This window comes from Pseudarthrobacter sp. 05T312 (assembly GCF_056396685.1).
In genome coordinates this window covers 385,269-408,048 of the sequence record NZ_JBFTLY010000002.1, presented here as the reverse complement: position 1 = coordinate 408,048, position 22,780 = coordinate 385,269, and the positions used below count along the sequence as shown (strand labels likewise).

Below are 22,780 nucleotides of genomic sequence, written 5' to 3'. Positions count from 1 at the left end.
GCACGGCGCAGCGGCCACCCGTCATCGACGATGCACCGGGCCAGCCGGAGCCGTCCCTTCGGCGTCAGAAGCGCGTTAGCATGGGACATTGAAGACCTCCTTGTGGATCGGACTCTTAGACAAGCCCCACTCCACTTGGAGGTCTTCTTTTTGTCACCTAACCACGCCGCATGTTCCTAACCTCCGTGGTCAATACACCTAGGTGACGGACCAATTTGCTGCAGCAGGCTCACTTTCCGCCACGTACAGCCCTTATGCCGGCTCATCCCCGTTGCGGCTTCCCGGCCGGGCCCGAGCCTGGCGGATAAGAATATGAAGAAGTCCCGCCGTAGGTGGGATTCTGCTCAACAAGGAGATACGGGCATGGCTTTAGATGACGCTTCCGAATCCCGTGCCGCTACGGTGCGGCATGCTCCGGCACCCGATGACGGCCGTAAACCGGAGAGGCCCGGGGATGTCACCAAGCCGTTCTGGAAATACATCGCGAGGAGGACTTTGCGGGAGTTCAGCCGGGATCAATGCCCCGACCTCGCTGCCGGACTGACCTACTACGCTGTGCTGTCTCTTTTCCCGGCGCTGCTTGCCATGGTTTCTCTGCTGGGTATCGTCGGTCAGGCAGATGGGACCACTCCGGCGCTTCTCGATATTCTGCGCGGCATTGCCCCCGGCTCCACAGTGAACGTGATTCGCGGGCCGATTGAGGAACTGACAACATCACAGACCGCAGGCTTCACCCTCGCGATCGGCACCGCAGGGGCCTTCTGGACCGCTTCGGGCTACGTGAGCGCTTTCGCTCGTGCCATGAACCGGATCTATGAAGTCGACGAGGGCAGGGGCTTGATCAGGTTCCGGGCCACGATGCTGGGCGTAACGATTCTTGCCGTGGTTATCGTTGCGATGCTCGCGGCCCCGCTCGTTCTCAGTGGCCCTGTAGCCGAGGCCGCGGGCCGTCTGCTGGGTCTTGGCGGCCTGTTCCTGGCCATGTGGAATATTGCTCAGTGGCCAGTCATTATCTTGCTGGCTATCGTCATCGTCGCGGTGCTTTACTACGTCACCCCAAACGTGCGCCAGCCTCGGTTCCGCTGGTTGAGCCCGGGGTCCTTCATCGCGCTGGTGGCCTTCGTGCTGGCCTACATCGCCAACTTCGGCAATTACAACAAGACCTATGGCGCCATCGGAGGCGTAGTCATCATGCTGCTGTGGCTGTGGATTCTGAATGTTTCACTGCTTTTCGGAGCCGAGTTCGATGCCGAGACAGAGCGGGGCAGGGAATTGCAAGGCGGCTTCAAGGCCCAAGTAACTATCCAGTTGCCGCCGAGGGACACAAAGAAGAGCGACAAACTGCGCGGCAGGAGGAAGAAGAAATCCGGCGCGGACGCCGATCTCCGGGGAATATACAGCTTCCGGGAGGGCCCTGCCGTAGACAGGACCTAAGCAGGTCTGGGCTCCCCAAGCACTTCAGTTGGGGCAGTGGGAGTTCCGGGAAGGCTTGTTGTCGGCCCGGCACCTTCACCTGTTTCCACTGACAAACTGCATTTCGCCCCGCCGCAGCGTTCTCCCGGTCCCTGAGATCCTGTGCCACCCGGCGAGGCTCCTTGTCCAGGCAGCCGAGAAGCGCTCGGAACCACAGGACCGTCCGGGTCACCTCCCGTAGGCGTTCCGGCGGCCGGTAAGTGTGGATTAGCGCCCAGGGAGAGTTCACTCTGTGGGTTCGGGACCTGGCCGCACACCCCGGGTAACGTCCAGCAGGATCACGACTGCGAGGAGAACGGTGGAGAGGGAAGCGGAGGCTACTGTGTCGGTGAACCAGTGGTAGCCAAGGTAGATACGGCTTGCTGCCTCCACTGTCAGGCCAACGGCAGCGGCACCGAAAGCAGCGATCAGGGCGGTTCTGCGGGAGGAACGTGAGAAGACCAGATAGGCCCCGACGAGCAGGAAATTCGAGGCACCCACGACGTGTCCGGAGGGAAAGGATGATGTGGCGTCGGCGCCGAGCATCATATATTCGGCCGGGGGCCGGGGGCGTCCCACCATGTGGGCGATGACCTCCGTGAGGACCACCCCGGTGATCATCGCCCCGGCCAGCAATATAGGGCGCCACAGACGACGGGTCACCAAGGCCCACGCAACGACGGCTACTAAAGTGATCACGGGAAGCGCCGCGGGTCCGAAAACGAAAGCGAATCCGGCCAGCACAAGTGTGGCTGTACCCGTGCGGTGATGGATAAACCAGTCAGTCAGAGGTCCGTCGACGCTGGCGAGCCCGCTGCCGTTCAGCACGTCCCCAAGGGTCAGTACAAACGAGGACATACCGGCCAGGAAAAGGCTTAGCGACACCGCATGAAGAACCAGGAACCGGCCTGTGGATACCCTTTTGCCATCGCCTAAGTGGAAACGTTTTCGTCCGCTCTGCTCGACAGGCCCATGACCGCCGCTCATTGGACGGATTGATCAAGCTGCTGGGGTGGCAGGCCCAGGCCCCCGAAGGTCCCATGGCTGTGGTCAGGTGCTCTCAGGACCGTCACTGCTTCATCCCTCGCATTCAATGCAGTAGACGTGTCCGTCTTTCTCCTTGGCCAGCCGGGACCGGTGGTGGACCAGGAAGCAGGAGGAGCAGACGAATTCATCCTTCTTTTGGGGGACGACTTCCACGATGAGCTCTTCGGCGATGAAGTCGCCGGGCAGGTCGACTCCGTCGACGGTGTCGGCCTCGTCGAGTTCCCTCACGACGCTGCGTGCGTCAGGGGTGCTTTCTGTCCGGAGCGCCTCCAAGGAACTTTCCTGGGACTCTTTTACCTCAGGGCGGACTTCGTCGTAATCGCTGGCCATGGCGGGTACTCATTTCTTCTCGTTTTTGTTCTCCTGGTTGACGTGCCGCTCTTCTTTGCCGGGCGGCTCTTCGGATTGTGCTTCGATGTGCTTGCGCTGACGCTCGATTTCGTCTTCGCCCTCGTCTTCAGCTTCGTAGAGTTTGGAGTTGGTGACCCGAAGCTCGTGCATTATGGCATCAAGTTTGAGGTGCAACGCCGCGGAGTCCCGGTTCTGCGTGTTCTGGATGATGAACACCATCAAAAACGTCACGATCGTCGTGCCCGTGTTGATCACCAGCTGCCAGGTATTGGAGAAACCCAGCAGTGGCCCGGTGCAGGCCCACAGCACCAGAACAGCGACGGCCGCAGCGAAGATCCAGGCGTGGCCCAGAACCTTTGCCGTCCTGGAGGTGAACCTGGTGAAGAAGCCGCCCCCTTCGCCACTGCTTGGATCAGTAGTCATGGTCCCATCCTTGTATGACTCGCGCCGCTGACCGGCGCATCTACTCGATCGTCGCCCGCCGCCTGCCCGGTAATGCCGGCGCGGTGCCCGTCTAGCTGCGGACGGCGTCTGGGGGTCCCTGATCGAAGTTCCCCGGCGGCGAACGCCAAGGCGATGCACGCATTGGCGACCGCGGCGTGCCGCCGTCGCCGGTCTACCGCGGCCAGGCCCAACATCGTCAAGGCATGAAGGGCATCGGCCCCGGCACTGATCCAGTGCAGGGGAGCCCCACCACCGAAGATGGCAGTGGCGGTGGCCTGCAACAGGTGCCGTTCCCCCAGGACACGGATGAACGTGCGGCCGTGGGCATCGGGGGCGCGTGCGATGAAAAAGCATTCCGCCGCTCCAGGAGCCAGAAGCTCCGCGGTACCATATGCTGCCCTGACCACTTCCAAAGGTCTCACGGTGCATCCTTTCGACTCAGGGCCGCCGCAGCGCCGCATTCGGGCAAGTCCTCCCTTACCCCTGGCCAGGAACGCAACAGGGTCACTGCCGCCCAAAGGCGCGCTGTTTTCACCTGTATCTCTCCTCGGGCTTTCAGCGGACGTGATAGGAAGTGTAGCGCAACAGTTGCCGGTCCGCAATGACCCGACTGTCTCCCGCAACCCCTCTCTCCGGGAAAAATTCCGATAATGGGCTGTCGGGGCAGGGTTTCGCAACCCGCGCAAGCGCGTTGACTTCTAAAGTTTGCCGTATCCAACGCGACTCAAGTTGTCAGCTGCAGTGGATGGGGAAAGCAAGTCTAGTTAGGAGCTTGCTTGCGTTTACACAAATATCACGGTTCTATGAAGGAATGGATACCCATCGCAGTGAACTAACTTCCGAAACTGTTGTCGGCGGCGGTTTGGCGGGGCTGGTCGCTACGGCCGCGATGAGCGCTCTGCTCGTTGCCGCCGACGTCACCGGCGTGATGAATTACGAGCCTCCACGGAAGATCATCGATAAGTTCTTTCCCCGGTTTCCGCTTCCGCTCAGGGATGCCGCTGCTGTCCTTGCCCATTTTGGGTATGGAGTGGCCGGTGGATGTCTTTATGCCGTGGCACGCAGGAAGCAGTCCACCCGGGCCGCGGGCATAGCCTACGGTGTATTTGTGTGGGTGGTGGGGTACGAGGGTTGGCTGCCGGCGATGGGAATACTGCCCCCTGCACACCGGGACAAGACCGGCAGGGCGCTGACGATGTTGGCCGCCCATCTGCTCTACGGCGCTGTCCTGGGCAACGTCCTTGGCAGGCGGGCCCTGGCGGAGCGTGTCCCTGCTAAGCCTGGTGACGTGTCCGGGCCTTCAGGCAATGTGGACCGCCATGATCTTCTGTCCCGGCTGCCGGAATCGTACGTCGCGTACCTATCCGACAAGGATCCTGCCTTCACCGCGACAGTATCGCCGGTGCTGGAACAATCGGCAGCCACGCAGGAACATGGCGTTCACGTGCGTTTCGTCCCCGGAGGGGTGCAGGCACTCGTGGATCCCGCCGTTCCCTATCCTCAGGTCACCGAAGGCGTTGACTAGGACCTTTTCGCCGGGCCCTGTCGCCCCAGTCGTTCTGGGTGCTGCCCACATCAGGCTTCAGCGCAACATTGATGGCGGCGGTGCAGGGAACCGGTGCCCCGGGTATTGCGGGGCTGCCGCGTTCATCAGGTGGGCCCATTGCGTGCCGGCGATGTTAGCCCCGTCCAGTCCGGTGTAGTACGTTCCGTTGATGGTGATGTTCTCGTTCGCCCACTTTGGTCCGAATCCCTTGTAGCTGCCGAACCAGGAGGCGGTCGAGATGCCCGTGGTAGCCCCTACCGTCCATGTCTGGGTGTGGCCATCGGTGGTCCCGGTTTTGGCGAAGATATCCTGTTCCTTGCCCACGGGAATGTTGTAGCCGGAGCCCTTGGTGAGCACGGGTTTGAGGGCATAGGTGACGCCTGCGGCGACGTCCGACTCGATGGTCCGCCGGCAGTCGGCTGCCGGCATCGGATAGTCGCGGCCGTCGGGGCCGGTGGCCGATTCCAGTGCTATCGGGTTGCAGTGGACTCCATTTGCGGCGAACGTGGCATAAGCGTTCGCCATGTCCAGTGGTGCGACGTCCTGGGTACCGATAAGGCTCGCGATGCTGGAGAGGTCGTAGGGCTTGTTGGTGTGGCCGTTCTTGATTCCGGCCGCCGTGGTCATTTTTTGGATGTTGCAGAAGTCCAACCGGGCCGCCGACTGGAACGTGATGGTGTTGATTGAGTGGTACAGGCCCTGAAGTACACTCATTCGGTAGTAGTGGTAGGGGTCGTCGTTGGGCAGGGGAGTTTGGCCCAGGGCTGGATCGTAGGAGCCCGTTGTCGTGCCGCAGCTGTTTTTCCACGGATAGTCGGCTTTGTAGATGCGGACCGAGCCGTCCAGTTTTGTAGCCATGGACCGGCCGGAGTTGAGCCACTCAGCGAACACGAACGGTTTCATGGTGGAGCCGATCTGGAAGCCGCCCGCTCCGTGAAGCGGATTGCCGTTGCTGTCCTTTTCGGGAAGGGTGAGGTTGCCCGTGTAGTGTCCAGGTCCTGGGGTCGGGTCGTAGATGGTGTTTTGGGCCATGGTCAGGATTTTGCCGGTGCCGGGCTCAACGCTGACAAGGGCGGCGCCGCGTTGCAGGGGGTCTGTTGCCGGCAGTGAGGCATTTACCTGTTCCTGGGCGGTCTTTTGCAGGTCCGGGTCCAGCGTGGTGCGGATGGTCAGTCCGCCTTGGTAGAGGAGCTTGTGCCGGGCTGCCTCGTCTGTACCGAAGGCGGGATCGTTGAGGATCAGCCGTTGGATGTAGTCACAGAAATAGGGTGCGGTCGCAGCGGCGCAGCCCTGTGGGGTGTGCTGGACGTCCAGGGCCAAGGGTGATGCCGTAGCCTTGTCGTGCTGCGTGGGGGAGATATATCCCTGCTGAAGCATTTTGTCCAGAACTTCATTCCGGCGGGCCACCACATGGTCTGGCTGTGTGAGGGGATCGTAGTAAGCCGGCCTGTTCACCACCCCTGCCAGTGCTGCCGCCTGGGAAAGGGTCAGCGCGTTGGCGGGCACTCCGAAATATGATTTCGCTGCCGCCTGAACGCCGTAGGCCCCGTTGCCAAAATAGACGAGGTTCAGGTAACCCTGCAGGATCTGGTCTTTGGAGTATTTCTCCTCAAGCCCGATGGCAAGCTTCATTTCCCGAAGCTTGTCGCCGATGCTTCGGGAGGCGTCGGTCGTGGCGACGTCTGGGCTGCTGCCGCCGGTTGCTGGTGACAGGATGAGGACGTTCTTGATGTACTGCTGGGTGATTGTCGATGCGCCCTGCCTTCCGCCCCGGGCGTTCACGTAGAGCGCGCGGAGGATACCGGCGGGGTCGACCCCGCCGTGGTCGTAGAAACGGGCGTCCTCGATCGCCACGATCCCGTCGCGGATGAACGGTGACATCTGTTCCAGGTTCACCGGAGCCCGGTTCTGGGCGTAAAAAGTGGCGATGACCGACCCGTCTTTCGCCAGGACCTGGGATGTCCTGGACGGCGGCTCCAGGTCCAGGTTCGAGGGGAGTTGATCAAAGAACCTAATAGATGCCCCTGCCGCCGTCGAACTCAACGCCGCGGCCGGGGCCAGGAGCCCGGCGACCAGGAAGCCGCCAATAACGCAGGCGGCGATGAAGGCCGCGGCGTTTCTCCACAGAGTCTCTTTGATCAGCATGCAGGACTTCCTTCGTTCGTGCCGCACGCCAGAGGTAAGCCTATTAAGCCCTGCCCGGGCATGCCAGGAGGCGGTCGAAACGCCGCCGCGGTTGAGGATGACACCTTTCGAATAGTTACCAATTAGCAAATAACTTTATCGCCCCGTTCCTAGTGCCGATGCCGTGCACGGTTACAGGAGCGCAACAATCCTGCAGAGGAGTGATCAGGGCTCTGACAGTTCATTGCTTGTTCGCAAGTGATGCGTCAGACTGACGTGAAGGCCCCTTCACTAGGGAACAGACTTTTCAGGACCAGTCGAAAAGGCTGCGGCCTGTCGGGATGACGGGCGATACGCGGCTTGCAGGGAGACAGACGTGGATTGCGACTCATTATTGAAACCACCGGGCGGTACCTGGACTTCGCCGGAGTGGCGGTCATGGTCGTCGGCGCCGTGGTCTCGGTGCCGCTGGCCATACGCCGCCGAAACCTCGGAGAAGGCAGCCGTCCCCCAAACCGGTCGCTCTACCGGGAATACCGGCAGTTGCTCGGACGGTCCATCCTTCTTGGCCTTGAACTCCTCGTCGCCGCTGACATCATCCGCACCGTGGCCGTGACGTCCACTTTTACCAGTGTCGGAGTCCTGGCCGTGATCGTTGTCATCCGGACATTCCTAAGCTTCTCCCTGGAGTTGGAAATCACCGGCCGGTGGCCCTGGCAAAAATCCACCGAGCCGGTTCCCGCCACGAGCGCAGCCTGAGATGAGACCGGTGCCGAATCTGCAGCCATACCTTTTGGGTTAGGGACCATGAGCACAGAGAACCACGACGACGACTTCCATCGGCTGTACGGGCTGGTCACGGAATCATCAGCAGGCATCAAACACTATTTGGATGCCATGACGGGCGCTGGCATCTCGAGGACGAGACAGCTGACCGGAGAACGGGCGAGCCCGTGCTTTCCCCCAGGCGTAATTAGACGATCGACTGCTTGACAGGCCAGGCTCTACCGGTCAATGAGGGGCGGCACCCACCACCGACACCTCACGAAGAGAGACCACTATGAATACAAAATTCACTACCGGCGACGAGATCAAAACAGGCCGTGAGGAGTCATGAAACAACGCCGGGTGCCGGAAGGCGTCAAAGCAATGTCCACCGATCCACAGCTTCTACGGATGCTCACAACACACACCCACTGCGGTGAGCCAATGACGACCTCGCGCCAGGGACCCCTTGGGGAAAGCCACACCAGCCCCGTCCACGACGTTGTCATCACCTACAGTTGCGCCTGCGGCTTCAGGTTTGATCAGCCGATCAATTCACAGCACCACGATAAGGACCTCCCATGAAACCCGCCCATAGCATCACAAAGTCCTTCCACTTGATCCCGGCCCTGGCGATATCAGCGGCTGTGTTGACCGGCTGCTACAACCCCTCTGAAGGAGACCGCGACCCGATTGCCCTCGGCGCGGACCTAAATTTCTCGGGACTGCAATTGCGGAGCGTCCTGATCGTGACGTCCGGCCAAAACGAACCCGGACGCGTCCTGGGAACGATCTTCAACACCACCGCTACAGACATACAAATGGTCCTTGCCGACTCCGATGAACAACATCCAGTCAAGATCCCCGCTCTGGGACACGTCGAGTTTGACCAGTCACCTCTGATCTTCAACAGCACGCAGGAGCCGCCCGGCGCCCGCACCGATCTACAGGTAACAGTGAAAGGGCAACAGGCCACAATCAACGTGCCCATCCAGAACGGAACCTTTGACCAGTACCGGCCATACATTCCATCACCAAGCCCATCCAGCTAACCCTAAAGGCCTGTACCAGTCAGCCCATAAAGGACTCATCGACCGCGGCGCCGCGGAGCGCCGAGCACCCCCCAACAAGCACTCACCAAGATGCGAACCACAGAAAAGCAACTTCCACCGCCTTGCGAGCGGGGAGACTTCATCCTGGGGGTTAGACGGGTGACCGTTGCGTTTACGCAATTAGTGCGGTTGAATAAAACCACGGTGCGATAGTTGTTCCCGGCCACCCGGAAAAGCGAGGCGGACGGGGCAGGAACGCTTCTCACCAGCTCACCAGTCAGGACGGTGCGGGGCGGAACAGTTTCAGAGGCGCAAGGGCCCCGCTTCCTTGGGGGCTTTCAAAAAGGAGTAACCCCATGAAATACTTCAGGATGTACCCGGCAGCTGCAGTCACGGCAGCAGCACTCGCTCTGGCTGGGTGCACCGGGAATCCCGCGCCAACATCCAGTCCCCCCGCAGCATCACCGACGGTTTCCGCTTCGGTGGCTGCCCCGGTCGTAGGTGGGGGACTGCCAGCGGTTCCGGGCGTGGTCAAGGAAGTCGAACCGTCAGTCGTGACGATCCGCACAAATATAGGCCTCGGCAGCGGAGTCATCTACCACAGCGACGGATCCATCGTCACCGACGCCCACGTCGTTGAGAACGAGCAAAAACAGCCCTTCAAGAACGTTCAGGTCCAGTTCGCCGACGGCTCCCAGTCCCAAGGTACCGTCCTAGGCGTGGACGACGTCACGGACGTTGGCGTAATCAAGGTCGACCGTAATGGCCTTCCGGCAGCCAAATTCGCTTCTTCCGATCCGGAAGTGGGCTCTATGACCGTCGTGATCGGAAGCCCCTTAGGGTTGGAGGAAACAGTCACCGCAGGAATCGTATCCAGCCTGCACCGGAATATGCCGCCTTCCAAGGAATCACCGCACGGCGCCATCGACCTACTGCAAACCGATGCCCCCATTTCTCCCGGTAACTCCGGCGGCGCAGTAGCAGACTCAACCGGACAGGTCATCGGACTGTCCGAGGCGTACCTGCCACCCAGCTCCGGAGCAGTTGCCATCGGGTTTGTGACGCCATCGTCCACGGTTACCAGCGTTGCCGACCAACTCCTGGCCAGCGGAGCGGTGAAACACGCAGCACTCGGTGTCGTCCCCACCGACATCACACCGCAACTAGCTCAACGGTTCTCTCTGCCCGCCACTGCCGGAGCATTGATCGTCAACGTTTCCCAAGGCAGCCCAGCGGACAATGCCGGCATGAAAGCAGGCGACATCATCACCAAATTCGCCCAAACGCAGATCGGAAACGTTACAGACCTGCTCGTGGCACTCAGGAAACAGGACCCCGGACAGCAGGTCGACATCGTGGTGCAGCGCGGGTCAACACCGCAGACCCTGCACGTCACCCTCGGAAACCTGGCCGCAGCACCTTGAGAAGCGCCCGCACACGTGGCAGCGGGAGCAGAATCCACAACTACCCGAGCAAATAAGCCGGGACGCCGGAACTTCCGCCCGACTGACAGCGTCGCAAAGAGACAACCAGAACACCTAGGAGATCCACCGGGCCTTAGGGCAGGGTGAGGCCATTGGGTCACACGGTCAAAAATAGTTTGGCTTTCGCGAGAGGGGACGGTATGAGCAAGCTGGACATCAAGGGCAAAGGCACGATGGAGTTGTCCGGTGGAATCCTTCACTTGCGCTGGAAGCAAGGAGCTTACGTCGGCATTGACGTAGCCAACGCAGCCCTTGAAGCCATCTCCACCATGGGCCAAGGCGCCAGGTTGCCGATGCTGGTCGAAATTCAGGGTGTGACCCACTCGGCTGCCGCTCGAAAAGTCTTTCCCGATCCATCCAGCATCTCGCGTATGGCACTCTTGGGTTCCTCGCCCGTTGATCACGTGATCGCTATGTTCCGCCTGCCCCTATTACCAGCCGGATTTCCAGTCCGGTATTTCACATCTCCAGACAAGGCAACGGAGTGGCTGCTTGAGGACTCCGTGGAGTCACGTGCATAGCGGGGCTCTTACCCGAATAAATTCCTTGCGACGTCCATCTTTCTGCCTTGCATCCCTCCCCATGCCTGGTTACTGCTCACGGCTCTGGGCCTGATGAAGTATCAGCGAGGGGCCGTGGGAATTGAAATCTGTAAATCAGCTGCTGCACTGAATGACTAAAGACGGAGGGAGCAACAGACATGGGCTGCCCTCCTGCTAAATGAGCTGCGATGCTCAATTTGGCCGCCTGTCAAGGGTCTGCTTCACGTTAGGGCCGGCCGATAATGAAGATTCTGTAAGGTTGGCGATGGGGGAGTGTTCTACCCACTCGCGCCTCTACTGATGTGGAGCTTTGAGGGCGCTTTTGGGGCTGAGCTGCTCTTTCCCTCCGTTATCTACGGCATGCCCTGTTCAGACGGCGCCGTAAATTCAAATCCAACGCCCTCAAGGCCAGCCGGATCCGGATCACCTAATTCGTCTAGCTCCAAGAGGATAAGCCGTCGTAACGCAGCGCGGGCTTGAGCAAACGAGACCCTTGGACGATTCCGATCACTGTCATCGCCGAACAAGTCATCTACAAGATTTACTGTCTGCCTCCCTGCATGCATGAACAGTGAGCGAGCGTTGTATGCCTTCTTGAACGCTTGTTTCACTTTGGCTCGGTTGTCTCCGAAATGGCGGTCACGCGGTTCGCCTTCGGTTCCATGAACCTTCAAGAGGGACCCCGGTAGTGCCGTCGATGCCCCACACCTAGTTCTTGACTTCCTCTTCCCAAAAGCCGTCGGGAGACGTTCCGAAACGTAGGTCCCGAACGTCTCGGCAAGGCGCATATGTTTGTCAGCGATGAGCCGCTCTCTGAATGCAGAAGACTGCTTTTCCGTGAGCTCCTGACTCTTGAAGAACTTCTCCCACGAATCAGACTGATCCCATGCTTCCCAGGGTTTGGGTGGGTTGCCGAATCGCATGGCAAGAGTCTCTAGGCCAGCAACGACCAGCTCCGAACTTGGGCCAACCTAGGACCCCCCGCCGTAGCATCCGGACACACAGCGCAACTCAGGCGCCCCCGCCCGTAACCTGTTTAAATGCCTCGTTTCGCACTGGACATCGAGTCCGTCCCCCGCCCCGCCCGTTCGCAGGAACTCCTGGACGCCGTGAACCACCGGGTGGTCATCGCCGACGGCGCCATGGGCACCATGCTGCAGGGCCGCGACCTCCAGCTGGACACGGACTTCCAGAACCTCGAGGGCTGCAACGAGATCCTCAACGACACCCGGCCGGACGTCATCGCGGACATCCACGACGCCTACTTCGCCACCGGCATCGACGCCGTGGAAACCAACACCTTCGGCGCCAACTGGTCAAACCTCTCGGACTACGGCATCGACGACCGCATCGAAGAATTGGCAAGAAAAGGCGCCAGAATCGCCCGCGACCGCGCCGAAGCGGCAGAGGAAACAGACGGCCGCATGCGCTGGGTCCTCGGCTCGATGGGCCCGGGCACCAAGCTCCCCAGCCTGGGCCACACCAGCTACGACTGGCTCAAACAGACCTTCGCCCTCCAGGCCGAGGGTCTCATCGACGGCGGCGCGGACGCGTTCCTCATCGAAACCAGCCAAGACCTCCTGCAGACCAAAGCCGCGGTCAACGGCTGCAAGCAGGCCATCGTCTCCAAAGGCATCCGCCTCCCCATCTTCGTCGAGGTCACGGTCGAAACCACCGGAACCATGCTCATGGGCTCCGAAATCGGCGCCGCGCTCACCGCCCTGGAACCGCTCGGCGTCGACGCCATCGGCCTGAACTGCGCCACCGGCCCGGATGAGATGAGCGAGCACCTCCGCCACCTCTCCAAGCAGTCCTCCGTCGCCATCGCCTGCATGCCCAACGCCGGCCTGCCCGTCCTCGGCGCCAACGGCGCGCACTACCCGCTCTCACCCGCCGAACTCGCTACCGCACACGAACAGTTCGTCCGCGAATTCGGCCTGGGCCTGGTGGGCGGCTGCTGCGGTACGACGCCCGAACACATGGCCGCCGTCGTCGAACGTCTGGCACCGTTCCGCGCCAAAGCCGTGGCAACCGAAGATAAAACAGCACCGGCAAGAATCCCCACGGAACGTGAGGCCGGCGTCGCCTCCCTCTACCAACACGTGAACTTCGACCAGGAGTCCGCCTACCTGGCCATCGGTGAGCGCACCAACGCCAACGGTTCCAAGGCCTTCCGCCAGGCGATGCTCGAGGAACGCTGGGATGACTGCGTGGACATCGCCCGCGAACAGATCCGCGTCGGCGCCCACCTGCTGGACGTCTGCGTCGACTACGTGGGCCGCGACGGCGTGGCCGACGTCAAGGAAATCGTCTCCCGGTTCGCCTCTGCCTCCACCCTCCCGCTGGTCATCGACTCCACCGAACCGCCCGTCCTGAAAGCCGGCCTGGAACTCATCGGCGGCCGCCCGGTGGTCAACTCGGTCAACTACGAGGACGGCGACGGCCCCAGCAGCCGGTTCGCCCGCATCATGCCGCTGGTGAAGGAACACGGCACCGCCGTCATCGCCCTGACCATCAACGAAGAAGGCCAGGCCCGCACCACCGAGGGCAAGGTGGCCATCGCCTCCCGCCTGGTCGACTCCCTGGTGGGCGAGTGGGGCATGCGCGTCGAGGACATCATTGTCGACTGCCTCACCTTCCCCGTCGCCACCGGCCAGGAGGAAACCCGCCGGGATGGCATCGAAACCATCGAAGCCATCCGCCAGATCACCGCCAAGTACCCGGGCATCAACACCACCCTCGGGGTCTCCAACGTCTCCTTCGGCCTCAACCCCGCCGCGCGCATCGTGCTGAACTCCGTGTTCCTGCACGAAGCCGTCCAGGCGGCCCTAACCAGCGGCATCATCGACGCCGCCAAGATCGTTCCGCTCGCCTCCCTTCCGGAGGAGCAGCGCAAGGTGGCCCTGGACCTGGTCTGGGACCGCCGCGAATACGACGCCGACGGCAACACCACCTACGACCCTCTGGCCCGCATGCTCGACATGTTCGCCGGCGTCGACACCGCAGCGCTCAAGGACCAGCGCGCCGCCGAACTCGCCGCGCTGCCCACGGGCGCCCGCCTGGAACGCCGCATCATCGACGGCGAAGGCAAGGGCCTCGAGGAGGACCTGGACCTGGCCCGCAGCGAAGGCATGACCCCGCTCGGCATCATCAACGACCACCTGCTCGAGGGCATGAAGGTGGTGGGCGAACGCTTCGGCGCCGGCGAAATGCAGCTGCCGTTCGTGCTGCAGTCTGCCGAAGTCATGAAGAACGCCGTGGCACTGCTGGAACCGCACATGGAGAAGTCGGACTCCTCCGGCAAGGGCACCATGGTGATCGCCACCGTGCGCGGCGACGTGCACGACATCGGCAAGAACCTGGTGGACATCATCCTCACCAACAACGGCTACAAGGTCATCAACATCGGCATCAAGCAGGGCATCGCCGAGATCATCGCCGCCGCCGAGGAGCATAACGCCGACGTTATCGGCATGTCCGGGCTGCTGGTGAAGTCAACCGTGGTGATGAAGGAGAACCTCGCGGAGCTGCAGTCCCGCGGTCTCGCCAAGAAGTGGCCGGTCATCCTGGGCGGCGCCGCCCTCACCCGCGCCTACGTGGAGCAGGACCTGGCCGAGCAGTTCGACGGCGTGGTCCGCTACGCCAAGGACGCCTTCGAGGGCCTCTCGCTCATGGAACCGCTGGTGCGCGTAGCCCGCGGAGAATCACCGGACGACGTCGGCCTGCCGCCGCTGAAGAAGCGCATCCACAAGGGCGGGGCGAAGTTCACCATCACCGAGCCCGAAGCCATGCCCGGCCGCTCCGACGTCGCCAGCGACAACCCCGTGCCCGTGCCGCCGTTCTGGGGTACCCGCATCGTCCGCGGCGTCTCGCTCCACGACTACTCCGCGTTCCTCGATGAGCGCGCCACCTTCATGGGCCAGTGGGGCCTCAAGCCCGGCCGCGGCGAGGACGGCGCCTCCTACGCGGAACTCGTGGAACGCGAAGGCCGCCCGCGCCTGCGCTACTGGCTGGACCGCATCCTCGGTGAAGGCATGCTGGACGCCTCCGTGGCCTACGGCTACTTCCCCGTGGTCTCCGAGGGCGAACAGGTGGTGGTCCTGCACCACGGCGAGGATCCCGACGGCGTCTTAGGCCAGGCAGGCCTGCTCGCCCCGGACGGTGGTTCAGGCGGACCCATCGGCACCGACCGCCTGCGGTTCGACTTCCCGCGCCAGCGCCGCGACCGGCACCTGTGCCTGGCAGACTTCGTGAAGTCCCGCGAGTCTGGCCAGATCGACGTGCTGCCCGTGCAGCTGGTCACTGCCGGCTCCAAGATCGAAGAGTTCACGTCCAAGATGTTCGCGGCCAACCAGTACCGCGACTACTACGAGCTCAACGGCCTGGTCATGCAGCTCACCGAGGCGCTGGCGGAGTTCTGGCACGCCCGTATCCGCAAGGAGCTCGGCTTCGCCGCCGAGGAGCCCAAGGACACTGCCGGGTACTTCAAGCTGGACTACCGCGGCGCCAGGTTCTCACTCGGCTACCCCGCCTGCCCGGACATGGAGGACCGCCGCAAGGTCACCGAGCTGCTGAAGCCCGAGCGCATGGGCGTCATCCTGAGCGACGAGCTCATGCTGCACCCCGAACAGTCCACCGACGCGTTCGTGTTCCACCACCCGGAGGCGAAATACTTCAAGGTGTGAGCTGGGCCGGGCCGTGGCCTGGCCTTCCTACCAGGCAGGGTTCGAGCCCCGAAAGGCTCGTGGAAGCCAAACGGCGGGCGGCTGTTGCAGGCGTCAAGGGGTTTGTCGCCTCAGTCCACCTCGAACAGCTCGTCGCGTCTAGTTCGGGCGCTGGAGCGCCGGCGCGATCGCGGTGTTGTGGGATGGTTCGGGCCACTCCAGGAGTGCGTAGGGGTTGATGGTCATCATGCGGTTGAGCTGTTCTTCTCCTGCCAGGTTTCGGGACCATACCAGGAGTTCCTGGTAGGTGTTCTCTTCATGTCGGGTGAACGGCCAGTCGCTGCCGAACACGAGGCGGTCGGGCGAGCCTTGCTCCAGCAGCCGGGAGAACATCACCGCGGCCTGATCATAGGAGGATCTGTACGGGGCGGAGACCTTGACCCAGGTCGTAGTCTTCCCGGCCAGGTCCAGCACGGCCTCGGTGGCTTCAGGGTGTTGGCTCTGGGGCAGTCCGAGGTGATCGATGACCAGTCTTGTTGGCCATGCGGCCAGTGCGGGGGCAAGGTCGAGCCACTGCTGCCCTGAGGCTTGAATTTCCAAGTGCCAACCACGGGCTGCCATCACCGAACCCGCCGCCTTCCACGCTGTGGAGAAGAGGTCGGGGACAGGGCGCCCGACAAGGTTCAACCGCACGCCCCGCACGCCGGTTTCGTGCAGAACGCGCACCCTCTCCTGGGAAAGTTCGCGCCGGAGATCGTCAGTGGACACCACGATCACGCCGCGAAGGGTGTCCGGGGCGACGGCAAGGCCGGCCAGAAGGTAGCTGTTGTCAGAGCCGAGGAAGCTTGGCTGAACGAGCACACCGCGACCCACCCCATTGGTGGCAAGGACGTTCAGGTACTGGTCCAGCGTCGCCTCATAGTCCGGGACATACCGTGCGCCATCGGTTACGCGAAGCCGTGGATGGAAAATGTGCGCGTGAGTATCAACCAGCGGGAGGCCGTTTCCGTTCATGGTCCCACCATAACCTGAGAACAATAAACCTTTATAGGACTAGACCTATAAAGGAATCTCGTTTAGGCTGTGAGGCATGACACAACCTTCCAGCTCCCCGGCTTTGGCTCAGACCGACCAGCGACTGCCGCTTCACGCCCGGGTCAAAGATGACCTGATCCGGCGCGTTCGGGCAAACGAATGGGCCAGCACAACACCGCTGCCGCCCGAGTCTGCCTTGGCTGAGGAGTACAGCATCTCGGTGGGAACGCTGCGGCGCGTCCTTGCGGAGCTGGCCGCTGACGGGATCCTGGAACGCCACCAGGGGCGCGGTACTTATGTTCGTCGGGCTACATTCCAGCACTCCCTGTTCCGTTTCTTCCGGATGCAGGGCGGCGCCGGACACGCCCCCGGCAGCCGCATCCTCGAACGGACCACGCAGGCCGCACCCATCCACGTCGCCGCCGCCCTGAACGTCCAGGAAGATTCCCCTGTCCTGCACCTTCATCGTCTTCGTTTGTGGCAGGACACCCCTTTCCTGGTCGAAGACATTTGGCTCCCGCTGCCGCAGTTTCAGCCGATCGCTGACGTTGATCTCGAGGAGCTCGGCAGCCTGCTGTATCCGGAATACGAAAACCGGATCGGCATCATTATTGGCTCGGCAACCGAGGAACTTTCGGTCACCCAGGCGGCAGGCGGCCAGGCCGCACTTCTGAACTGCAAAGGCGGGGACCCCCTCGTCAAAATCAACCGCACCGCACGAACCCACACCGGCGACGTCGCCGAGTACCGCGAGTCCTATGGGCTGGCATCATCATTCCGATACCAAGTGGAGATCAACTAAGCCATGCAAGAACTTGTGGCCGTTTCCGGCCTCGTCCTCATCTTCGGCCTCTCAATGTGGCGCAACATCAACATGGGCGCCGTCGCCCTGGTTGTTACCTTCCTGCTCGGCGTACTCTATTTCGGCCAGACGGCCTCCGATCTTGCATCCGGCTTCCCGGGCAGCCTCCTTATCACCCTGCTGGGCGTGACCTACCTCTTCGGCATGGCACGGGCCAACGGCACCATCGATCAGATCGTCGGAGGAGCCGTGGGAGCCGTGCGGGGACGGATCGCCCTGGTCCCATGGGTCTTCTTCATCCTCGCCGCCATTATTACCGGCTCCGGAGCGCTGTCTGCAGCCACCAACGCCATTCTTATCCCCGTGGGCCTCGCCTTCGCCCAGCGGTACAGGATTAACCCGCTGCTGGTCGGGCTGTGCATCATCAACGGCACCAACGCAGGCGGATTTTCCCCCATCGCCGTCTACTACAACATCGTCAACGGAGTCTTGGCGAAAGTTGGCGTCTCCGTGGACGCCGGTCAGCTCTTCCTCTGGACCTTCATCGCCAACGTTGTCATCAACGCTGTCGCGTTCATTCTGCTGGGGGGACCTGAACTGATGCGCCGCGGACGCGAAGAAGAGACCGCGGACACCACCACCTCATACCTCGGCGGCGGCACCGCAACCATCACCAAAACCGCTACCTGGACGGGCCAGAAAATCGTCACTGTGGTGCTCATGGTCAGCATCCTTGTCGGCGCCCTGGGCTTCAAGCTCGACGTAGGATTCCTCGCCCTCGCGGCTGCCGTGGTCCTTTCGGCACTGTACCCGCAGCACTCCAAGGAAGCCCTCGGCCACATTGGCTGGAACGTCATCCTGCTGATCGGCGGAATCGTCACCTACATCAGCATGCTCGAAAACGCAGGCGTCATCAAAGGCCTCGCCAACTCCGTCGCGGGCATCGGGACGCCGCTTCTCGCCGCACTCATGATGCTCGCAGTGGCCGGCGTCGTCTCAGCCTTCGCCTCCACCAACGCCATGTTCGTCGTCCTGGTCCCCCTCGCAGCCCCGCTGCTTGTCACAGGCTCCGTCGCTGTCCTGGGCTTCGTGATCGCGCTGTGCATCGCCGCCTCTGCTGTCGATTCCAGTCCCTTCTCCACCGGCGGGGCACTTGTCATCGCCAACACAGAGGAAGAAAAACGCGAAAAGACCTTCCGCGGCATGATGATCTGGGGCATGTCAATGATCGTCGCAGCACCCCTGCTGGCCAGGCTCCTGTTCGTAGTCATCTAACCCAGGACACCCAGGGAAGGCGGGCTGAGCTCTCAGCCCGCCTTCAGCAACTCCCGAGCTCCCAACAACGACGTGAGTATGAGTCCGCTGCACCGTCAGATCAGCACACTAAAGGATGACCATGCCAGCTCGCCGAACAGAACCAGTCCCGAACTGGACGAAACTGCGACTCGGCGATCAAATAGATGTTTACAAAAACGGGACATTATTAGCGTCGGGAATCGTCGACATGGTCGCCTTAGATGGCGCCGTCTTCTGGCTAACCCAAGACGGCGTCTCCGGCCGCAGCCTTTTCCTCCACGCCGACAAACTCACCGTCCTAAAACGACCTTAGAAATGCCATGATCCCGGTGCAGGGCCTCGCTTGCAACACCCCCAGACCCCAAAGACGGGATCTCCGCCCCGTTATTCAGGGCAATCAATTTCTCTGCCACGTCAATCCTCTCGTTTCCCACATCCCGTCAACCCGCTGGTTCGACTTCCCGGAAGGGCGGGATGAACAGCGGTCTGCCAGACCATCCCATCTCGGCCTCGAAACGCTTCGGATGGCCTGCGGTAGGAGGAAGCCACTTCGCATCGAGGTTCGCGAGTAGCGCGTCGAGGTTCCCGGACAGCGTGCGGGTTGGGATTCCCGTCGGTGTCCTCAGACCCCGAGGTGAAGCCGGTCCCTCGCCTGGCCGGATAGAGCTTGCGAAGGTGGCCCGCCCCCGCTTGACACCGGCTTCACCCGCCGGAGCGAGACGAGCACGGCACGCCCCACCACGGCGACGCCGATCACCGTGGTGATGGCTCGCAGGGTGTCCCAGCCCGCCGTCGACGTCAACAGCGAATACAGCAGGAAGCTGCTGAGGTTGGTGCCCAGCGGCGCGCCCGGAACGTAGGAGATGCCGGTGCCGCCGCCCACCGCAAAGGGCCAGAACCAGAGGTTCAGCAGTAGCCCGAACATGTAGGACGCCACCGCGCCGTAGGCCGCGAGCATCCACAGTTCGGCCCTGCCGCGCACCCGGCGGGGGAGCAGGCCGGCTCCGGCACCCACCCACGCGCAGGCGAAAATCTGGAACGGCGTCCACGGTCCGATGCCGCCCCACAACGCACTGGAAACGGCGATGGTCGTCGCACCGAGCAGCAGCCCGAACCGGGCACCGAACGCCCGCCCGGCCAGGATCAGCAGGATAAACACCGCTTCTACGCCGCCGACGCCGGTGCTCGCCACACGGACGGCGGAACCGACGGCGGCCAGGACGCCGAGCAGGGCCACGGTATGTGCCGAGCGGACCGATCCGTCCAGGGACACCACGACGGCGACCGCCGCCACGGGTGCGATGGCCAGCGCCGCGTAGGGCAGGGCAGCAGTGGCGTCCTGGGGGAGCGCCGCGGCGAGCAGCGGCCAGCAGAATGCTGCAAGGGACAGCAGGTTTGCGGCGGCGAGGACTGCCAGCTCGACCAAGCGCGGCATCCGGAGGCGGCGGGGCTTTACAGTGTCCCGGGAGTCAGCCCGCTCGTCGAGGGTCGCTGGCTGAGGCCCTGCAACTGCCGGCCGGGGTGGGAGGATAAGCAGCTCGGGGCTTATGGCTGGTTCGGCCGCCGGCGCCACACCGTCCCGCATCGGCAGGATCCGGGCGCCCAAGCCGTGGGCGAAATCGAAGTCGTGGGTGGCGATCAAGACTGCCGTGCCGTCGTCCGCCGCTGCCCGGAGTGCGGCCGAGACGGCTGTCCGGGCCGTGGGATCAAGGCCGCGGGTGGGCTCATCGATCAGCAGGACCTTCGGACGGTCCATGGTCTGCAGCGCGATGGCCAGGATCCTGCGCTCGCCTGCGGACAGGTCCCGGGGATGTTCGTGGCCAATGGGAAGGCGGCCATCTCCCCGCAGGAGGGCCAGCCGCGACGCCGCGCAGCCGGGCGCGATCGGCCCACCCTTTTTGCCCCGAGCCAGGCGCCGCTCGGCGGCGCGGAGCTCTCCCGCAACAGTGTCCCTGGTGAAAAGGTCGTCGGAGGCGTCCGGCACCAGGGCCACCCTACCGCCGTCGACCTTGCCTTCAACAGCTCCCTCACCCAGGGCCAGCGCCACCAGGAGGGACGACTTCCCGGCCCCGTTCGGGCCCACCAGCGCGACAATCTCACCGTGCTGCAGGGCCAGGGACGCGTCACGCACCAGCGGCTTGCCGTCGCGGTGCACCGAAAGGTTTGCAGCCGTGAGCACGGGCACGGAGGGCACCCGCTCCGGGGCCGGACCGGGCTGAGGATGGCCAGGAGCCGCGGACGGCGCAACGCCAGGCACCAGGGCATCGCGCTCGATGGTCCACCACGAATTGGCAATAGTGACCAGCGCCGCCGCGCGGTGCTCCGCCACGACGACGCACACCCCCTCCTCCCGGGCGAGGGCGCTGAGCACGGTGATGACGCGTGCGCGTGCCGGGGAGTCAAGGTCGGCCAGGGGCTCGTCAGCAAGGAGCAGTGCCGGATGATCCACGACGGCGGCGGCGATGGCCACGAGCGTCGCCTCACCGGCCGAGAGGGTGCTGACGTTGCGGTCCATCAGCGCGGACACCCCGACCCGATCCGCCACCTCTCGCACCCGCGCCTTCACAGCAGCGCTGGGTACGCCGCGCAGCTCAAGGGCCAGGGCAATGTCGTCGCGGACCCGGGTGGTGGCGAATGCGGCCCGGGGATTCTGCAGGACGACGCCAATAAGGCGGGCCGTGTCACGCGGCGGCGCAGCAGCGCGGTCCAGCCCGCCGACCCGTACGGTGCCTGAAACCTCTCCACCGTCAACGTGGGAGAGCAAGCCGGCGATCCCCCGCAGGATGGTGGACTTGCCGGAGCCGGTCGGCCCGGTGATGACGGTGACGGACCCGGCCTGCGGCACAAACCGGTCCACCTCTATGCACACGTCAGCGATCCGGAACCGTGCGTACCGGACCTCAAGCGGCGCGCCGCCGTCGTTCTTCCCCTTCTGCTGCGCTCCCCGGCTCCCGAAGCCGCGCAGCTCCAGTGCCGCGGCGACCCGCCCGGCGTGTTCGAGGGTGCGTTCCAGCACGGGCACCAGGGCACGGGGGCCAAAGCGTTCGCCCCGCAACCGGAACGCCAGGCGTACGGAGGCCACGGCGTCGGCCAGCGCAGGGAGCGCCGCCCACGCCACTACCAGCATGCGGGCCACGCCCTGCAGGGGACCGCCGCGGGCCAGGCGGACAAAGCCGCGGGACACATCCACCCAGGCGTTGAGCAGGCCGAAGCCGAGGATCGTTGCGGCTATGGGCAGGGCGGACAGCGCCGCCGCCCACAGTCCCGGCCCGGTGACCGGGCCGAGGAAGACTACATGGGCATAGGGGGCGGGAAGCCGCAGCGGCGGCAGGTCCAGCAGGACCGGGGCGCCGGTGGCCGCCCCGTTGAAAAGGGCCCGGTAGGCGACCCGCGCCGTGATGAACACAGCAGCGAGAACCGCCGCTGCGCGCAACGGCGCGGGCCGGAAGGTCATGCCGCGGGGGCGGCCGGCTCGCCGTCGACCGTGAAGAGCAGTTCCAGGCTCTCGCCCGGCTTGACCTGCTGGGTTGCCGCGCCTTCCTGCGCGTAGGCCCAGTCGCCCGAGGCCGGCTTGACCCACAGTGACCAGTAGGCGAAGGCCGCGGGCATGCCCTTGCACTCTTCGCGGTAGGTGCCGTCCTTGTGCTTGATGTCGAAGTCGGCCGCGGGAACGCCGTTCACGCGGCACACCAGTTCGTTGGGGTACTGCGTGGTGCCTTCGGTCTTGATCTTCGCCTGTTCGAGAACCTTGGCGGCCACGGTGGGTCCGTCCACGGATACGCAGGTGGAGGTATCGGCGGCGGACTGCTTCAGGGCGCCGGAATCGACGATGACCTTCACGCCGGCGCACGGGCCGGCAGAGGTCGAAGCGGCGCTGGCACTCGATGAAGCAGCGCTGGCCGAAGCCGATGCTGACGACGCGGGCGCAGAGGCACTTGGCTGGTTGGCGGCCGGCGTGGAACAGGCGGCGAGGGAAAGCAGGAGACCGGCGGCGGCGAGGGAGCCCGCGGCGGCGGTGCGGATCGTAGTCAAAGTCACCTGTCAAGGGTAGGGCGTTGCCGGTCCGGATCCGCTGGCCATTCCGTTGTGTGACGCCGGTTCTCAACATGACGGGGCTGGCAACGCGGAAAGGCCGACGACGGCACCCGGGTGAGTGCCGTCGTCGACCCTTAGATG

At 63.4% G+C, this 22,780-nt stretch carries 16 protein-coding genes; 9 read left to right on the top strand and 7 right to left on the bottom strand.

Annotated features, from left to right (window positions below):
- The first annotated feature begins 363 nt into the window (after window positions 1-363).
- Entirely contained in the window at window positions 364-1,434 is a 1,071-nt protein-coding gene (locus AC1DIP_RS05960) for a YihY/virulence factor BrkB family protein (protein ID WP_477733205.1), read from the top strand.
- A gap of 264 nt (window positions 1,435-1,698) precedes the next feature.
- Here the strand turns inward: AC1DIP_RS05960 and AC1DIP_RS05955 are convergent, their stop codons facing one another.
- The 3 genes from AC1DIP_RS05955 to AC1DIP_RS05945 all read right to left on the bottom strand — a co-directional run bounded on the left by AC1DIP_RS05955 (window position 1,699) and on the right by AC1DIP_RS05945 (window position 3,273).
- The gene (locus AC1DIP_RS05955; RefSeq protein ID WP_477733204.1) at window positions 1,699-2,310 is read right to left on the bottom strand and encodes a phosphatase PAP2 family protein; all 612 of its coding nucleotides are present in this window, start codon (window positions 2,308-2,310) and stop codon (window positions 1,699-1,701) included.
- 219 nt (window positions 2,311-2,529) lie between these two features.
- Complete coding sequence (locus AC1DIP_RS05950; protein ID WP_285244061.1) at window positions 2,530-2,829, bottom strand: DUF4193 domain-containing protein; 300 nt, start codon at window positions 2,827-2,829, stop codon at window positions 2,530-2,532.
- 9 nt (window positions 2,830-2,838) lie between these two features.
- The gene (locus AC1DIP_RS05945; protein ID WP_285244062.1) at window positions 2,839-3,273 is read right to left on the bottom strand and encodes a low affinity iron permease family protein; all 435 of its coding nucleotides are present in this window, start codon (window positions 3,271-3,273) and stop codon (window positions 2,839-2,841) included.
- 622 nt (window positions 3,274-3,895) lie between these two features.
- On the opposite strand from AC1DIP_RS05945, the gene AC1DIP_RS05940 reads away from it, so the two are divergent.
- Window positions 3,896-4,819 carry a DUF6789 family protein gene (locus AC1DIP_RS05940; RefSeq protein WP_477733203.1) on the top strand — a complete coding sequence of 308 codons (924 nt, stop codon included), beginning with the start codon at window positions 3,896-3,898 and terminating at the stop codon, window positions 4,817-4,819.
- A 57-nt stretch (window positions 4,820-4,876) separates the two neighbouring features.
- Here the strand turns inward: AC1DIP_RS05940 and AC1DIP_RS05935 are convergent, their stop codons facing one another.
- Window positions 4,877-6,985: a transglycosylase domain-containing protein gene (locus AC1DIP_RS05935; RefSeq protein ID WP_477733202.1), complete on the bottom strand. Its 2,109-nt coding sequence runs from the start codon at window positions 6,983-6,985 to the stop codon at window positions 4,877-4,879.
- Between the two features lie 417 nt (window positions 6,986-7,402).
- Between AC1DIP_RS05935 and AC1DIP_RS05930 the strand changes: the two genes are divergently transcribed.
- The 5 genes from AC1DIP_RS05930 to metH all read left to right on the top strand — a co-directional run bounded on the left by AC1DIP_RS05930 (window position 7,403) and on the right by metH (window position 15,492).
- A complete protein-coding gene (locus tag AC1DIP_RS05930; RefSeq protein WP_285244105.1) occupies window positions 7,403-7,723 on the top strand; it encodes a DUF1622 domain-containing protein in 321 nt (106 codons plus the stop codon).
- Window positions 7,724-8,310: 587 nt separating this feature from the next.
- Complete coding sequence (locus AC1DIP_RS05925) at window positions 8,311-8,781, top strand: hypothetical protein (protein ID WP_285244066.1); 471 nt, start codon at window positions 8,311-8,313, stop codon at window positions 8,779-8,781.
- Between the two features lie 554 nt (window positions 8,782-9,335).
- Window positions 9,336-10,205, top strand: a complete 870-nt coding sequence (locus AC1DIP_RS05920) for a S1C family serine protease (protein WP_285244067.1) — start codon at window positions 9,336-9,338, stop codon at window positions 10,203-10,205.
- A gap of 200 nt (window positions 10,206-10,405) precedes the next feature.
- On the top strand, window positions 10,406-10,786 hold the full coding sequence (locus tag AC1DIP_RS05915) for a DUF7793 family protein (RefSeq protein WP_477733201.1): 381 nt from the start codon (window positions 10,406-10,408) through the stop codon (window positions 10,784-10,786).
- A gap of 1,061 nt (window positions 10,787-11,847) precedes the next feature.
- Window positions 11,848-15,492: a methionine synthase gene (metH, locus tag AC1DIP_RS05910; RefSeq protein WP_477733200.1), complete on the top strand. Its 3,645-nt coding sequence runs from the start codon at window positions 11,848-11,850 to the stop codon at window positions 15,490-15,492.
- Window positions 15,493-15,630: 138 nt separating this feature from the next.
- On the opposite strand, the gene AC1DIP_RS05905 is transcribed toward metH, so the two are convergent.
- The gene (locus AC1DIP_RS05905; RefSeq protein ID WP_476207804.1) at window positions 15,631-16,485 is read right to left on the bottom strand and encodes an amidohydrolase family protein; all 855 of its coding nucleotides are present in this window, start codon (window positions 16,483-16,485) and stop codon (window positions 15,631-15,633) included.
- A 76-nt stretch (window positions 16,486-16,561) separates the two neighbouring features.
- Here AC1DIP_RS05905 and AC1DIP_RS05900 point away from each other — a divergent pair, with 76 nt between their 5' ends.
- On the top strand, window positions 16,562-17,308 hold the full coding sequence (locus AC1DIP_RS05900; RefSeq protein ID WP_477733199.1) for a GntR family transcriptional regulator: 747 nt from the start codon (window positions 16,562-16,564) through the stop codon (window positions 17,306-17,308).
- Between the two features lie 3 nt (window positions 17,309-17,311).
- Entirely contained in the window at window positions 17,312-18,583 is a 1,272-nt protein-coding gene (locus tag AC1DIP_RS05895) for an SLC13 family permease (RefSeq protein WP_477733198.1), read from the top strand.
- A gap of 643 nt (window positions 18,584-19,226) precedes the next feature.
- On the opposite strand, the gene AC1DIP_RS05890 is transcribed toward AC1DIP_RS05895, so the two are convergent.
- A complete protein-coding gene (locus AC1DIP_RS05890) occupies window positions 19,227-22,058 on the bottom strand; it encodes an ATP-binding cassette domain-containing protein (protein ID WP_477733197.1) in 2,832 nt (943 codons plus the stop codon).
- Window positions 22,055-22,642: a hypothetical protein gene (locus tag AC1DIP_RS05885; protein ID WP_477733196.1), complete on the bottom strand. Its 588-nt coding sequence runs from the start codon at window positions 22,640-22,642 to the stop codon at window positions 22,055-22,057. The genes AC1DIP_RS05890 and AC1DIP_RS05885 overlap by 4 nt, the downstream gene beginning before the upstream one ends.
- Between the last annotated feature and the right edge of the window lie 138 nt (window positions 22,643-22,780).

Bases quoted from the DNA above. Each gene is read 5' to 3' on its own strand.
- AC1DIP_RS05895 (WP_477733198.1), top strand. From the start codon at position 17,312: ATGCAAGAACTTGTGGCCGTTTCCGGCCTCGTCCTCATCTTCGGCCTC.
- AC1DIP_RS05915 (WP_477733201.1), top strand. From the start codon at position 10,406: ATGAGCAAGCTGGACATCAAGGGCAAAGGCACGATGGAGTTGTCCGGT.
- AC1DIP_RS05930 (WP_285244105.1), top strand. From the start codon at position 7,403: ATGGTCGTCGGCGCCGTGGTCTCGGTGCCGCTGGCCATACGCCGCCGA.
- AC1DIP_RS05955 (WP_477733204.1), bottom strand. From the start codon at position 2,310: ATGTCCTCGTTTGTACTGACCCTTGGGGACGTGCTGAACGGCAGCGGG.
- AC1DIP_RS05960 (WP_477733205.1), top strand. From the start codon at position 364: ATGGCTTTAGATGACGCTTCCGAATCCCGTGCCGCTACGGTGCGGCAT.
- AC1DIP_RS05935 (WP_477733202.1), bottom strand. From the start codon at position 6,985: ATGCTGATCAAAGAGACTCTGTGGAGAAACGCCGCGGCCTTCATCGCC.
- AC1DIP_RS05925 (WP_285244066.1), top strand. From the start codon at position 8,311: ATGAAACCCGCCCATAGCATCACAAAGTCCTTCCACTTGATCCCGGCC.
- AC1DIP_RS05940 (WP_477733203.1), top strand. From the start codon at position 3,896: ATGACCCGACTGTCTCCCGCAACCCCTCTCTCCGGGAAAAATTCCGAT.
- AC1DIP_RS05900 (WP_477733199.1), top strand. From the start codon at position 16,562: ATGACACAACCTTCCAGCTCCCCGGCTTTGGCTCAGACCGACCAGCGA.
- AC1DIP_RS05945 (WP_285244062.1), bottom strand. From the start codon at position 3,273: ATGACTACTGATCCAAGCAGTGGCGAAGGGGGCGGCTTCTTCACCAGG.
- metH (WP_477733200.1), top strand. From the start codon at position 11,848: ATGCCTCGTTTCGCACTGGACATCGAGTCCGTCCCCCGCCCCGCCCGT.
- AC1DIP_RS05950 (WP_285244061.1), bottom strand. From the start codon at position 2,829: ATGGCCAGCGATTACGACGAAGTCCGCCCTGAGGTAAAAGAGTCCCAG.
- AC1DIP_RS05905 (WP_476207804.1), bottom strand. From the start codon at position 16,485: ATGAACGGAAACGGCCTCCCGCTGGTTGATACTCACGCGCACATTTTC.
- AC1DIP_RS05890 (WP_477733197.1), bottom strand. From the start codon at position 22,058: ATGACCTTCCGGCCCGCGCCGTTGCGCGCAGCGGCGGTTCTCGCTGCT.